This window comes from Limibacillus sp. MBR-115, from assembly GCF_040549425.1.
Classification (GTDB): Bacteria; Pseudomonadota; Alphaproteobacteria; order Kiloniellales; family CECT-8803; genus Limibacillus; species Limibacillus halophilus.
The window spans coordinates 159,892-173,619 of the sequence record NZ_JBEPTJ010000004.1 but is presented as its reverse complement, the minus strand read 5'-3'; the positions used below and the strand labels follow the sequence as shown (position 1 = coordinate 173,619).

The 13,728-nt window shown below is 58.6% G+C and carries 15 protein-coding genes; 4 read left to right on the top strand and 11 right to left on the bottom strand.

Annotation, left to right across the window (positions count from 1 at the left end):
* Positions 1 to 9: 9 nt before the first annotated feature.
* Positions 10 to 486 (bottom strand): hypothetical protein, encoded by a 477-nt coding sequence (locus tag ABIE63_RS10530; protein WP_183416919.1) that lies wholly within the window; start codon positions 484 to 486, stop codon positions 10 to 12.
* Between the two features lie 175 nt (positions 487 to 661).
* On the opposite strand from ABIE63_RS10530, the gene ABIE63_RS10525 reads away from it, so the two are divergent.
* Complete coding sequence (locus ABIE63_RS10525; RefSeq protein WP_354504435.1) at positions 662 to 2,452, top strand: SLC13 family permease; 1,791 nt, start codon at positions 662 to 664, stop codon at positions 2,450 to 2,452.
* Here ABIE63_RS10525 and ABIE63_RS10520 read toward each other — a convergent pair.
* A complete protein-coding gene (locus ABIE63_RS10520) occupies positions 2,402 to 4,093 on the bottom strand; it encodes a tetratricopeptide repeat protein (protein ID WP_354504434.1) in 1,692 nt (563 codons plus the stop codon). The genes ABIE63_RS10525 and ABIE63_RS10520 overlap by 51 nt on opposite strands.
* Before the next feature lie 179 nt (positions 4,094 to 4,272).
* On the opposite strand from ABIE63_RS10520, the gene ABIE63_RS10515 reads away from it, so the two are divergent.
* From ABIE63_RS10515 to ABIE63_RS10505, 3 genes are all read left to right on the top strand, one after another.
* On the top strand, positions 4,273 to 4,689 hold the full coding sequence (locus ABIE63_RS10515) for an OmpA family protein (protein WP_354504433.1): 417 nt from the start codon (positions 4,273 to 4,275) through the stop codon (positions 4,687 to 4,689).
* 93 nt (positions 4,690 to 4,782) lie between these two features.
* The gene (locus tag ABIE63_RS10510) at positions 4,783 to 5,445 is read left to right on the top strand and encodes a transglutaminase-like cysteine peptidase (protein ID WP_354504432.1); all 663 of its coding nucleotides are present in this window, start codon (positions 4,783 to 4,785) and stop codon (positions 5,443 to 5,445) included.
* On the top strand, positions 5,427 to 7,598 hold the full coding sequence (locus ABIE63_RS10505; protein WP_354504431.1) for an HD domain-containing phosphohydrolase: 2,172 nt from the start codon (positions 5,427 to 5,429) through the stop codon (positions 7,596 to 7,598). Before ABIE63_RS10510 ends, ABIE63_RS10505 begins: the two co-directional genes overlap by 19 nt.
* On the opposite strand, the gene ABIE63_RS10500 is transcribed toward ABIE63_RS10505, so the two are convergent.
* From ABIE63_RS10500 to ABIE63_RS10460, 9 genes are all read right to left on the bottom strand, one after another.
* Positions 7,595 to 8,119, bottom strand: a complete 525-nt coding sequence (locus ABIE63_RS10500; RefSeq protein WP_354504430.1) for an isoprenylcysteine carboxylmethyltransferase family protein — start codon at positions 8,117 to 8,119, stop codon at positions 7,595 to 7,597. The genes ABIE63_RS10505 and ABIE63_RS10500 overlap by 4 nt on opposite strands.
* Positions 8,116 to 9,174, bottom strand: coding sequence for a type III polyketide synthase (locus ABIE63_RS10495; RefSeq protein WP_354504429.1), 1,059 nt, complete (start codon positions 9,172 to 9,174; stop codon positions 8,116 to 8,118). The genes ABIE63_RS10500 and ABIE63_RS10495 overlap by 4 nt, the downstream gene beginning before the upstream one ends.
* Before the next feature lie 182 nt (positions 9,175 to 9,356).
* Positions 9,357 to 9,548, bottom strand: a complete 192-nt coding sequence (locus ABIE63_RS10490; RefSeq protein WP_354504428.1) for a hypothetical protein — start codon at positions 9,546 to 9,548, stop codon at positions 9,357 to 9,359.
* A 50-nt stretch (positions 9,549 to 9,598) separates the two neighbouring features.
* A complete protein-coding gene (locus ABIE63_RS10485; protein ID WP_183416927.1) occupies positions 9,599 to 9,775 on the bottom strand; it encodes a DUF1328 domain-containing protein in 177 nt (58 codons plus the stop codon).
* 37 nt (positions 9,776 to 9,812) lie between these two features.
* The gene (locus tag ABIE63_RS10480; protein WP_183416928.1) at positions 9,813 to 10,064 is read right to left on the bottom strand and encodes a hypothetical protein; all 252 of its coding nucleotides are present in this window, start codon (positions 10,062 to 10,064) and stop codon (positions 9,813 to 9,815) included.
* Positions 10,065 to 10,338: 274 nt separating this feature from the next.
* On the bottom strand, positions 10,339 to 11,181 hold the full coding sequence (locus ABIE63_RS10475; protein ID WP_354504427.1) for a phytanoyl-CoA dioxygenase family protein: 843 nt from the start codon (positions 11,179 to 11,181) through the stop codon (positions 10,339 to 10,341).
* Positions 11,182 to 11,219: 38 nt separating this feature from the next.
* On the bottom strand, positions 11,220 to 11,978 hold the full coding sequence (locus ABIE63_RS10470; protein WP_354504425.1) for a glucose 1-dehydrogenase: 759 nt from the start codon (positions 11,976 to 11,978) through the stop codon (positions 11,220 to 11,222).
* A complete protein-coding gene (locus ABIE63_RS10465) occupies positions 11,965 to 12,990 on the bottom strand; it encodes a GTP-binding protein (RefSeq protein WP_354504423.1) in 1,026 nt (341 codons plus the stop codon). Before ABIE63_RS10465 ends, ABIE63_RS10470 begins: the two co-directional genes overlap by 14 nt.
* Positions 12,991 to 12,999: 9 nt before the next feature.
* Positions 13,000 to 13,728 carry an isochorismatase family protein gene (locus ABIE63_RS10460; RefSeq protein ID WP_354504421.1) on the bottom strand — a complete coding sequence of 243 codons (729 nt, stop codon included), beginning with the start codon at positions 13,726 to 13,728 and terminating at the stop codon, positions 13,000 to 13,002.

Sequence of the window (13,728 nt, the reverse complement as noted above, 5' to 3'; positions counted from 1 at the left end):
TCAGGCGACCTAGCTGTCGGCGCTGACGACCAAACGGTAGTCCGGTGTCGTGTTCAAAGGGCAAGAGTACAGATACTCACCTTCCGTCAAGGTGATCTCGTAATCCTTGGTGACGCCCGTGTTCAAACCGCCACCGGAAACGCTGGGCAGCGTCGCTCGGCTCACCAACCCATCACCACGCAACCAGAAACCCAACCCATAAGGCACATCTTTGTTGGTCACCCGGAAGACGTACTTGCCGGGCTTCAGCTTGAGTACTTGCGCCGCATCAAGGCGCGTTTGCCCGGATTCCGAGTTGATCGCCTCGCAATCGGCCTTCTTCGTCGTCGTGAAATTGTGATCGACGCCATTTTCCGACTCAACAAACTGACAGGCAACCTGTGTAAGCTCGATGACGGTCGCCTGCTCTTGCGCCTGAGCGACCAACGACCCGCCGAACAGCAGAGCTGCCGCGTAAACGGGTAAAAGAAGGGGGGATTTCCTCATACTCTAACCTCGCCTTTCATACTTGCTTGCCGGAGCCGCTGTTGCATCGCGCTGTTCCGGCGTATTACGTGAACGGATACAATATGAGCGACGCCGTCTGAGCTTCGAATCAAGCTTCGTCACGGGGGCGTGATTGGCCTTGTTGTCAGCCACCACGGCAGGGCACAATCCTATAATGCTTTCTCTTCCCACATCTTACGACCAAGTCGCGATTCTGGCGATCGTTATCGGCTTTTTCGCGCTGCTTGCCTGGGGCCGATTCCGCTATGATCTCCTGGCCTTTGCCACTTTGATAATCACTGTCGTCCTGGGTTTGGTCCCGGCGACGGAGGCCTTCATGGGGTTTGGACACCCGGCGACCATCACCGTGGCGTTGGTGCTGATACTCAGCCGTGCGTTGGCGGAATCCGGCGCTATTGATCCCTTGACCCGCGCCATCTCGCCGCTCACCGGACACACCTCTACCCACGTTGCCGGCTTAGCGGGCAGCGGCGCACTGCTGTCCGGATTCATGAACAACGTCGGTGCACTGGGATTGCTGATGCCCGTTGCGCTGCAAAGCGCTCTCAAGGCAAAACGGCCCGGATCGCTCTTGCTGATGCCGTTGTCCTTTGGCTGTATCCTGGGCGGGCTCGTAACTCTGATCGGTACGCCGCCGAACATTATCGTCGCCAGCATCCGCGCAGATGTTCTGGGCGAAAGCTTCCAGATGTTCGACTATACGCCAGTGGGGGGAGCGGTGGCCCTTGTCGGCCTGGTTTTCCTGGCAGTCGTCGGGTGGCGGCTTGTGCCAGCGCGCCAGAATGGCAGCGCCGAGCAATTGTTCGATCTCGGCGACTACGTGACCGAAGTCCAGGTCGTGGAGGGCAGCAAAGCCGTCGACGGCACCATCACCGAACTCACCGAACTGACCAAGGACGTGGACGCCGAGGTCGTGGGCCTGTTACGGCAAGGACGCCGCCTGCCGCGCCTGCAACGACGGGAAGTGCTGCAGATCGGCGACTTGCTGCTGATCGAGGCGGCTGCCAGCGAGATAGAAAAGTTTGTGAAGGCCACGGGCTTCAAGCTCGCAGAGGACCGCGGCAAGGCTGAAGAGCTATTGCGCAGCGGCGAAGGCGAAATCCTCGAAGCCGCCGTTCCGCCGGATTGCCCTGTGGTCGGGCGCAGCCTTGGGCAATTGCGACTGTCGGCGCGCCATAATCTCGTGGCCATTGGATTGGCGAGGCAGGGTAAGCCCTATCACGGTCGCTTGCGCGATCTGCGGCTGCAGGCCGGTGACATATTGCTGCTCCACGGCGAACGGGATCACTTGGCCGAGGGTTTGAAAACCCTCGGCCTGCTGCCGCTTGCAGAGCGCGGCCTAAGTTACGGATTACGTGACGGAGCTTGGTGGATCGTCGGCTGTTTCGCGGCCGCCATCGCTATAGCCAGCACAGGTGTTCTGCCTGCCGCCGTCACCTTCGGCGGGGCCATCGCGGTGTTGGTTTTTGGCGGCCTGCTTCCCTTGCGTCAGGTTTATGCAGCCATCGATTGGCCGGTGATCGTCCTCTTGGGCGCGCTAATTCCCGTCGGTTCGGCGCTTCAGACAACCGGCGCCACCGATACCATCGTCGACGGCATTCAATGGATGACGCAAGGCTGGCCCGCTGCGGCAGTCCTCACGTTGATTTTGGTCGTCACGATGACCGTTTCCGATGTTCTCAATAACGCGGCGACCGCCGTGATCATGGCGCCGATCTCGCTCATCCTGGCCGACCGTATGGCCGTCAACCCCGATGCTTTCCTGATGGCTGTGGCCGTGGGGGCATCCTGTGCATTCCTGACGCCGATCGGGCACCAGAACAATGCACTAATCCTAGGCCCCGGCGGCTATCGCTTCGGTGATTACTGGCGGCTAGGGCTGCCGCTCGAGATCCTAGTTGTCGGCGTTGCGGTTCCTATGATCCTGCTGGTCTGGCCCCTGTGATCGCTTGGTTTGCGAAAGCTGTTTCACCTTCTCCTGCAACCGCACTCTCAATGCGTTGTAGGCCTTGCTATCAGGCCGTAGCAAGCAGGCTGCTTTGGCTTCCTTTAGCGCTGCCCGAAAGCGCTTCCGGCGTTCAAGGAATAACGAAAAAGAATAGTGCGCCCGCTCTGGGTTCAATTGGCCGGCAGTCGCCTGACGAAAGCTTTCCTCCGCCTTCTTGAAGCGACACAACGATTCCTGCAAGTCGGCTTTCCGCAGGAGCACGGCCGGATCGTTCGGCACGATCTCCACGGCTTCGTTCAGCAACGCCAAAGCTTCCTCAGCATCGCCCACAGCCTGTCGGACCTCGCTCAGCCAGAGATAGGGCAGGATGTTGAGCGAGCCATCCATCTTGATGGCTCGGCGCAACGCATTCTCCGCTTCAGACCATTTCTCCCGGGTCTTCAGCACGTAACCGAGGCTGCGGTATGATTGGGCGCTTTCAGGGGCCAACTCCACGATCCGCCGGGCGTGGGCCTCGGCCTCCTCTAGCCTGCCCTGATTGACCAGGACCGCCGAAAGGCTCTGATAAAGCAGTGGCCGTTCCGGCTCCAGTTTCAAAGCCTTCTCGGCAATTGCTTCAGCCTCCTCAAATCGGCGGGCGGCGCGATGGAAGGCTGCTTGATCACGCGCCAGTTCTTGACGCTGAACAATGAGCGCGCGCATGGCCAGTTGCGCAATCTCCGCCGCCGTCACACCGGTTGGGTTCGCACCTGACTCGGGCTGGGCAAAGTAATCCTCGGAAAGCGGTGTAACCTGTTCGGAAAAAACCCGATTGACCGCGAGGAAGCGGCTATGAACAAGGCGCCTTTCCGCCAAAGTAAAGAAAGGATCCCTCCCTTTTACCCAACCCAACTCAAGAGCTGCGGTATTCAGTACGTCGACGAGCTCTTCGTTGTAGGTCTCCATAGAGGTCCACGGTTCGGCAGCATTGGAAAACAGTCGATTAGCCTCCAGAAACGCTGCGCTGGTGGAAAGGTTCATGCTCGATTTTCGATAGTCCGGGATGTCTATAACGGCCGCAATCCCTGACGCTTCGCAGAAGTTTCCGAACAAATCGCCCTTCAGGTTCTCAAACACCAGGAATCGCAGGTTCGCAGCACCAAATGCGTTTGACCAGTTGGCGTGGAGCAGATTGAAATCGAGTATCGATTCCATGGTTCCCAACGCCCGTTCGATAAAGGCCGGACGATCTTCCCGGCAAAACATCTTGCCGGTTTCGTTGTAAAGCGATTCCAGATAGTCGACCTGATTGCGCAATGTCGCGATAACGCGCACATCAAATCGCTCAAGCTTTGTTTTGAGTTGTGAAATGGCCGCCGGAGAGATGCCCGATAGATCTTCTGCGCTGATCAAAAAGTAACGATGCTGGCTTGCCTCCATGTAGGCCACCGCATCGTCCCAGGTGCCAAGCGCCGCGTCGAATCCGGGCAAGCCGGCGATTTCCCAAGCCAGATTGTGCTGTGCGCCGCCGATGTGCCTGCCTATTGGAATGAAGTCCAGCCCGTGTCGGCGAAACAGGTGACTTGCTGCCTGAAACGTCTGCTGCACGGTTGTCGTGCCGGTCTTGTGCAGGCCGATGTGCAGGAATAGTGTTTTCATTGAAACGCCCGCTTTTTTCTTATTATGGCTGGGATAGGCGATCCCGCCGTTATATCGCTGGTCCAACAAGAGCGTCAAACATTGCCTTGTCCGATAATCCGGCCGTTGCCGACAGCGACTGGAATTTCCCGGAATTCCAGTGATAAACTTTTCGAGAGCAATAAGAGTGGGAGGGAACGATGCGAAAGATTCTTGCAACCGTCCTGTTGGCCGCAGGCACCATCCTTTCGGCAACGGCGCAAGCGGCCGATTGCCCGGGTGCCGAATATGGGATACAGGTGCTGACCTTCGATGTCGGCAGCACCAAGGTATCCGCCGAAGGCCGCGCAAAGCTTGAAAAGTTCGCTGACACCGCCAAGCACCGAACCCTTGTCTGTGTGGTCGGTCAGGCCGACAAACAAGGCGATAAAGCGACGAACGAGCGCTTGGCCCGCGAACGCGCCGTCGCGGTCAAGAAAATACTCATTGAGTTCGGCGTCCCCGAACGAACCATCGAAACCCGCAGCCGCGGTGAAGCCTTTGGTAGTTCTAGCGTTTTTGGCCTGCTGAGCGACAATGAAGACGATCGGAGAGTGGAAGTCAGCTACAGCCGTTGATGGTCACGCCGCTTCACTTCATCTACTGCAACATCGTGCTTTCTGTTACATACTAATACCCAGGACCGTGGGCGATTCGGCGCAGGAAGCAGCATGACTGGAAGCAGCAAACGAAGACTGAGAGGCGCAGCACTGTTCGCGGCCGCAATATTTTGCGCCACCTCAACCATGGCAATGGCCAACATGGAGCCGGTATTCGGCGCCAAGGAGCGAAGCATCAAGGGCGTCAGCTTGTTGAGCAAATGGGTTCGTGTACTAAAGCTAACAGTCGAAGCGGATGCGGAACTGCCGGAATGTAATGGAGAGGGGAACGCGGCGGTGCCGCCCTGCCGCCTTTCGGATTGGCAGGATATCCGCGATCAGGCGATTAACATTCTTGATCGCCGGACCCAGATGCAGTTCGTGAATCGGCAGTTCAATGAACAGCCCTACATCTTGGACATCACCAATTGGGGTGTTTCCGACTACTGGGAGACGCCCAAGGAGTTCAAGATGGTCAGTGGTGATTGCGAAGACTATGCGATTGCCAAATTCCTGATGCTCCGAGAGCTGGGTTGGCCGGAGGAGGCCATGCGCATCGCCGTCGTGCACGACACCAATTTGGACATAGGACATGCGGTGCTTATCGTTGATTCGGAAGACACATCCTGGGTCCTAGACAATCAAACGCGCACACCCTTGCAGATGGATCGCGTCCTGCACTACGTGCCCTATTACTCATTCAATAGTGAGATGACATGGCTGCATCGTTACTGAGTCCCGCCAAGCGAAATCGTACAGGCATAATAGCCGTCGTCGGTTTGGCGGTTGTTGGCATCGCCGCCTTTCTTGCCGTGCTTGGCTTCGTACGCGGCGAGCGTGAACGCGAACTTGGCCAGTGGCAGCTGCGTTTGGACTGGTGGGCGCAGCAAAGCGCGGAATCGTCCGACCGGTGGTTGCGTGATCAAAGTGCCCTAGCCGACCGACTTGCAGCCAACGATACGATTCGGTTGCAGCTCACCTTGATGGCTGAGGCGGGCAGCGACGGCGGCGGGTTGGCCGCCGAGGAGGTCGCGTATGTTCGGAATCTTCTTCAGGCCGTTTCTTTGAACGCCGGTTTGCGGATTTCGGATTCCGAGCGCCGGGTCCCGGCCAACATCCCACAGTTCGCACCTGAGGGTGTGGCGTTGATCGCCAACGGCCAACGTCTGGTGGCCGCAACCGCTGGCATGCCGACGCTCGACCAGAAGGCAGAGACTTTACTGGCTGCACGCGAAGCTGGCGGCACTCTGGTCGTTGCGCTGGATCCGGCTCCCGACGGCGTTCTGCGGGTCCTGCTCGCCAGTCCCGTCTATCGTTTCCAGGCGGATCCCTCGCCTGCGGACGAGATCGGCATGATTGTCATGCTGAGGTCGCTTTCCCGGGCAGCGGCTCTGGAGTTGATCAACCCGGGAAGCCTGACCGCGCCCGGCAGCAAAGCGGGTGTCTTGCATCTGATCACGTTAAACGGGAGCAACGGCCGATTACTGCTGTCGACCCGAGCAGACACCGATACCGGCTTGTCAGAAGGGGACAGTTTTTCACTCGAAAACCAAAAGTTCTTCCTGGCCAAGGCCGCGACGCAACCAGGCGTTTTCCTGGAGACGGAGACCTTGAGCGGTGACGCCCTTCTCATATCTTCCGCGAAGGTCGAGCTCTTGCCTTGGATGACGGCCGCCTCGATTCGGCGCGACGCAGCGCTGGCGGCATCGGAAGCCAGACTTGATACGCTGGCAACTCTGTTCTTCGGCGGCATCCTGGTCGCCACGCTACTAATCCTCCTATTCTGGCGCCATGGTGCATCGGCCAAGGCGGAAGCGCTTTCGGATCGCATGGCGCGCACGCTCGATGACGAGCGCCGCGCCCGGACACTGTTGCAAGGCGTCAGCGATGCCATAACCGATGAACTGCTCGCGCTCGACAGGAAGGGCTTGCTGCTTTACGCGAACGAAAGCCTGGCACTGCGGGTTGGCGTTTCTGCCGATGAAATGAAGCGAAAGACACTTGCCGCTATCCTTGGCCCTGCCGTCGGTGCCGAGCTTAACGCCCAGATCGAAAAGGCCCATGCCGAAGGAACTACCGTACGCCACGAAATGTCTGGCGACGAGGAGGCAAGTGCGCAGCGAGTGATTCGCGCGATCATTGTCCCAGTCGGGCCGCATGATCATACCGCCGACAACGACACGAGCGCGGCGTCGGAAGAGCCGGAGCCGGCCACGATCCTCGTCCTGCAGGATATTACAGAACCTCTGCGCTCCCGCGAGGCCCTGGCGGAGGCGGAAACACGCATGGTCCGGGCACTGGTCCGGATAATCAATCAACGCGACCCCTTTGCCGCGGAGCAGTCCGCGCAAGCCTCCCGACTTGCCGAGGAACTCGCGGAAGAGATGGGATTGCCGTCGGAAGAAGTGCGCGCTGCCAATCAAGCGGCACTGCTCATTGACCTCGGTAAGATCGCAATACCCAGAGACCTGCTCACCAAGAAGTCCGCCTTGACTGCGGAGGAGCTGCAGTTCATGCGCCGCGCCATTCGCCAGGGTGTCGAACTGGTGGACAACGCGGGCTTGCCAAGCGTTGTCTATAAAACGCTCCGCCAACTGGCCGACCGGCTTGGAGCCGAGAAGCGTCCGGTTGACCTGGCGGATGATGAATTACTCATGGCAACCAAAGTCGCTGCTATAGCCCATCACTTTGTAGCCCTCGCCAGCAGGCGCGTTTATCGCGAAGGATTCTCGCTGGAAGACGCCCTGAGAATGGTGCGCGAGGATTCGGATCTGAAACACGACGATGCCGTTGTTTCAGCGCTATCGCACCTTTACTACAGCCGTGGAGGCAGAGAGCGGTGGCACCTAGGGTCCTCGGGAGGTAAAGAACAGGAATCCGAGAGCTAAGGCTGCTCGCGGCGACCGGCCAGGGCTTGCTCCTCCAACCTGATCCGCCATATCAGCAAACAAGCGTTCAGAAGCGAAAACAGAATCGCGACCCACAGTGCGCCAAAGGCCAATGGGAGCAAGAGAATTTCTCCTGCGACGATCACGTAGTTGGGATGGCGCAAAACTCGATAGGGGCCGCGCTTGACCAAGGGCGCTGCGTCCAAAGTAATGATGCGCGTCGTCCAAAAGCGCCCAAGGCTCGTGACCACCCAAACCCGCGCGATCTGCAAGAATACGAACGGACCCAGGAACAGCCAGTCAGCCGGTTGTCCCGACGGCACCACCAAAAACAACGTCAGCAGCCAGGAACCATGCAGCAAAATGAAAAGCGGATAGTGCGCCGCGCCAACTTCGCGCGCACCTGCCGCCAAAAGGGCCTGCGTATTCCGCCGGGCGATCACGAGTTCGCCCAGGCGTTGCGCCGCGACCAGCAAAACGACGAACTGTGCCCAACCGAAACCGAGCGCGTCCAGGTTCATTCCGCCCCTCCGGGCAGAACAAGCTGCAAGGCCGCACTGAACCCCGGTCCCAGCGCTGTCGAGAGTAAGGGGCCTTCTAGGCGCCTTACTTCGCTCAACACCCGTTCCAGAACAAACAGCGCCGTCGGCGCCGACATATTGCCGTAAGCGCGCAGGATCTGCCGTTCGTGCGGTAATGGTCGCTGCAACACTTCCTCCAATGCGGCAACAACCTTTGCGCCGCCCGGATGGCAGGCAGAATGAGCAAGCGAAGCGACGGTCATGTTCTGGTGCTTCAGGAACCTTCTCACAAGCGGCCCCAAATCGCGGCGGACAAGTTGCGGAATATCACGGGAGAAAATAACCCCCAAGCCGTCGTCCTCAACGCGCCAGCCCATAATACCCTTTGATCCGGGCCAGCGGTGTTGCGCACTGGCACCCAGGATCGGCCCTCGCTTTCGGGCATCGGTCGACACAAGCACCGCCGCCGCACCGTCACCGAACAGCGCGCTGGCAATCACATTGGACTTGCTGAGGTCTTGCGCACGAAAGTTGAGGCTGCAAAGCTCAACAACCAGAAGCAGTATCCGGCTACCCGGTCGCGCCTCGGCCAGACGGGCTGCCTGTCCCAATCCGATCACACCGCCAGCACAGCCCAGCCCAAAGACCGGCAGGCGCTCGACATCCTCGCGAAAGGCGAGCCGGTCCATCAGTAGCGATTCCAACGATGGGGTGGCGATTCCGGTGCTGCTGACCAACAGCAGGCTATCGATATCCGCCGGTTCCAGGTCTGCCGAACGCAAACAACGGATTGCGGCGTCTTCCAACAGTGCCAGCGCTGCGTCTTGATAGATTGCCGTGCGCTCGGGCCAACTCCTCGGTTGTGCGTACCACTCCATCGGCATAGCCGAATAGCGCGTTTCGATGCCCGCGTTATCGAAGGCCGGCAGCAGCGGCGTCACGTCATAACCTTGCTCCCGAAAGAGCTTGTGGATATGCGATTTCACCGCTGATTGGGCAAGACGCTCAGGAGGAACGGCAGTACTGATAGCTTGAAGACGGGCGCTCGGAGCCATTCCAACCTCTGGGAAAAGTACAACGGTCTTTCAGGGGACCCCTGCACCGCTCCCAAAGATATATAGGGTAGGTTCGCGCAATAATCGATGGCGCTGTGGGTGAAAACCCTGAAATGTTTCACTATTCCGCGGATTTCTCCGCGATGGTCACGCTTTGTGGCGCCGTCCAAAGGCGAATTAAATCAGTCGGTTTTTTGCTCCAATTCGTCGGCCGCTTCCTTGACCTTGTCGCCGGCTTCTTCAACTGCCTGGTCAATCTTGGAGCCAAGCTGTTCGGCGGGACCTTCTTCTTCGCAAGCGGCAAGAGCCATGCCCAGTAACAGTATGCCAAAAATCATGGCGATGGGTCTCATCGCCGACTCTATGGATTTCATCGCAAATTCCTTTCAAGGGTTGCTTGTTGGTCTGCCTTCAAGAACCGGCCCTAGGGAAGGGGTCCTCGGTCACGCATCAAGTGGAAGGCCATCATCATGGCAAAAAGCACGATGAAGATGAAAAAGAGAACCCGCGCCAGATCGACCGCCACCGCTGCGATCCCGCCGAAACCGAGGGCAGCCGAAACGATCGCGAGTAAAAGAAAGATAGCAGCCCACCTTAACATTGAAGGTCTCCTTGCCCAGAGGATTTCATGCTGAAGATTAGGGAATCACACAGTCAAACGTCATAACGCCGCCGTTGTCGCGCCTGACGTCCTCAACAAGACGCGCTGCCCGATTATAGTTCTCATAGCAGTATTTGGCCGCTTCCTGCCTTGTCTCCTCCTCATCGCCATAGTGATAGGAGTAACTGACGGTTGGATTTTCCGCGCCGATCCGCTCCGGGCCGGATGCCGCGCAAGCCGCCAGAATGAACGGCGACAGGAAGGCAAGACTCTTGAAACGATAATTCATGATCTCTTCCCCGGTGATTATTGAAACTCTGTTCGACCCTCGGCTGCTTTAGAGAATAACCTATGGCTATCCGCCGGCTACTCAACAGCCCAAGGGATTTCAGAAACTCTATCGGTCGTTCCGGGCGAGATGTTGTGACAAAACGATAATTTCAGCCGGAGTTAGTCACAGAATTATCATAAGTCCACTTCTTCTATAATGATCTCGAATGAAAAGTTCTTAGCCTATTCATGACATGTAGTTCGCGGACCGGCTGAAACTGCTGTCTTCGATTTTATCCGGTAGCGGACTTGGAGAGCCGCTCGGTTATAACCTTTCGACCTTCGTTCCAGCGTGCCATCGCCTCCGCATGGCGGCGCATCTCCAGTTCGCCGCAATCAACCTGCGGGCGGGCGTCGTGTTGGAAATAGCCATAGCGGTCCTCGCCCCGAACGAGCGTGGCGGAGAGCGGCACACCGCTCGTCGAACGAACGTGGGCGGGGATGTAGCTGATACCCAACCCGATGCGGCGATCTGTGGATCGGTTCGGGCGGCTGTTGTGCAGCAGCTGCGTATGATGCAGCGATAACTGCCCTGGCCTTAGCGGCATCAGGGTGGGTGTACCTTCGTAGTCGGAAATGTCGATGGTTTGTCCGGTCTTCAGCATGTTCCCGGGTTGAAACTCGACCTTGTGGCGCGCCTGTCCACGTTTGTGTGAGCCGGGCAGGACCTCTACACAACCGCTCTCTTCGGAGGCTTCGGACAAAGCCACCCAGGCCGTTACATGCTCCAATGGGTCAAGACCGAAATAAGTAGCGTCCTGATGCCATGAGATAAAGGCATCAGTATTCGCCTCTTTGATCCAGATCGTTAGTTGAACCAATAGGATATCCGGGCCGATAACGTCCTCGACAGGGTCCAGCACTTCGGACGAGTGCACGATCTCATCGATCCAGGTCTGATACAGGTGCGGTTTGAACATCAGGTTGCCGGTGATGCGGCCGCCAAGCTTTGCCTCCAGCGCCTCCAGGCGAGCCCGGTATCCGGCGGCCTGCGCGCCCGTGAAGGCGTCAACCGGCGCCACAAATCCCTCTTCCCTGTACTGACTGACCTGCGCTTCGCTCAGCTTCTTCGTCATATTCTTCTCACCCTTTCACCGTATTCTTGGTTTCTTGATCACGCGGCGAACCCGCCATCCAGGCGCAGATCGGCTCCCGTCATGAACGCACTCTCCTCGCTGGCCAGATATAGCGCTGCAGCGGCAATCTCATCAGCAGTCCCCAGACGGCCAAGAGGGTGCGCGGGGGCGAGCGCCTTCTCCGCAGCTTCGCGCCCCCCGTACCGCCGCTCTACGCGGCTGGTCATGATCGCGCCAGGCGACAGGCTGTTGACCCGAATGCCTTCTGCGGCATGATCAAGCGCCATGATGCGGCTGAGGTGGATCAACGCCGCCTTCGTTGCGCCGTAGGCGGCACGGCCCGGCCGGGCCCTTTGGCCCAATTGGGACGCGACATTGATGATGACTCCACCGCCTGCTTTACGCATGTGAGGGATGGCCTCGCGGCTCAACAACATGGCGCCGGTCAGATTGACGGCCAGCGCACGATCCCAGTCCTCTAACGTGATATCGACAACGGTTGCTTGGGCCGTTACTGCCGCCGCGTTGTTGACCAACAAGTCGACGCCGCCCATCGCTTGGGCTGCGGCCGCAACCGCGCTCTGCACATCCGAAGCGCGGCTGATATCGCACACTATGGGAGGTCCGGCTCGCTCAGGTGCGATCACCGATACTTCCGCGACAGCTTCGGTGAGTCCCTGGCGATCGTGATCCATACCTATGACCTGAGCGCCTTCGCGCAGGAACGCCGCCATGATCGCCTTACCGATATCGCCGGCTGCTCCAGTCACGATGGCTCGCTTGTCATTCAGCCGCATCGGGTTTGCCTCCCCCCAGGCACTTATCGATCAGTTTCTCGATTTTCTGTTTCACCAGTCCCCTACCAATCAGAACGAGCCCCAAACGAGCGCCGCTGGAGGCATGCTTGGTCGCCTCGGGAAGTGCGAAGACGTGCTGCACTCCCTGAATAACCATTGGCTGCGCCTCGCCCGCGAACTTCAGTAAGCCCTTGACGCGAAGCAAATCCGCCCCGTATCGGCTCTGGAAAGCTTCCACCAAGGCTGCGTACCCCGGCCAGTCGACGGCCTGCTCAACAGGAACGAACAAGGTCTCAAAGTCCGATTCCTCATGGCCTGAATGTACGTGATGAAGGCCCTCATGAGACGCTTGCCAGGCCAAAGCGCTGCTTGGCTCGATCTGATCCAGCGCGTCAACCGGATCCAGATCTCCGGCGGAGCTCACCAAAACCCCGGCGCCCGGGTTCATTTCCTTTAAGAGGCCCTGGATTTGCGTAATTCGTTCGGCGGGCACGGCATCGGCCTTCGTAACGATCAAGCGATCGGCGAGCGCAACCTGCTTGCGAACCTCCTCAAAACCGTCTTTCTGATCCAGAAAGAACAAGCCATCCACGCAGGCGATCACACCGGCCAGGTGAAAGCGGGCCGCCAGCAGGCGGTCGGTCATCAGCGTATGCATCAAGGGCGCCGGATCGGCGATGCCCGTGGTCTCGACGACAACCCTGGAGAAGCCTGGAATCTCACCGCGCGCGCGGCGATGGAAAAGGTCGGTTAGAGTTTCCGCGAGGCTGCTATTGAGGGTACAGCATAGACACCCTGAATCGAGAAGAACTACATCGTCCTCCTCGCCTTCGGTGACCAGCAGGTGATCGAGACCGACCTCGCCAAACTCGTTGACGATAACCGCCGTATCGGCGAAGGCCGGAGCCCGCAGCCAGCGCGCGAGTAACGTCGTCTTACCGCTTCCCAAGAATCCCGTCAGGATGAATAACGGCGTCGCCTGCGGATCGCTAGATGATGACCGACCACTCATGGCAACGCCTCATCCTGCGCCGGGATTACTTTCCCGCACGGGCAAAGCTTCCAGATACGCGGCGACCTCGTCCGTTGGAATCACATCCGCATACTTGCAGTTAAGATCAAAGAGGTTCATCGCATGGCTCGATTCGAAGCGATCGAAGGCCGTTTCCTCGGGGATGATGGCTTTAAAGTTGAATGAGTAGGCATCCACCGTCGTCGCCCGCAGGCATCCGGAAGTCGTACAGCCCGTCAGGATCAAGGTATCCACGTCCAGAAAATTCAGGTGGCTCATGAAGAGCGTACCGAAGAAAGCCGAAGGTTTGCGTTTTCCGATCAAAATGTCCTCGGGCCGTGGTGCCAGCGGCTCCACCGTCTGTGTGGCATGCGTACCCGCGACGCTTGTTTTCTCCGCGCCGCGATGGTTTTTGCCGACCTGAACGCCGCTGTCGATCATGTCCGGACGCCGTTCGCTCTGGGTATAGAAGATCGGCAGATTTTTCGCGCGCGCGATTTTCATGAGGCGCTCGATATGCGGAACCGCCTTCCATCCAGCTTCACCACAGTGGGTGCGGTACTGCTTGACGCCGTCTTCCTGCGACTGACCCGGAGCGTCGCCGCAGAAATTGTACTGCACATCGATGATGAAGAGCGCCGGGCGTTTGCCGAATCCACCGCGCTTTCCGTATCCCGCAAGCTGATAGATACGCTTGTCTTTCTCAGTCAAAAACCGGTCCCAGATTCTTTCGCTCAC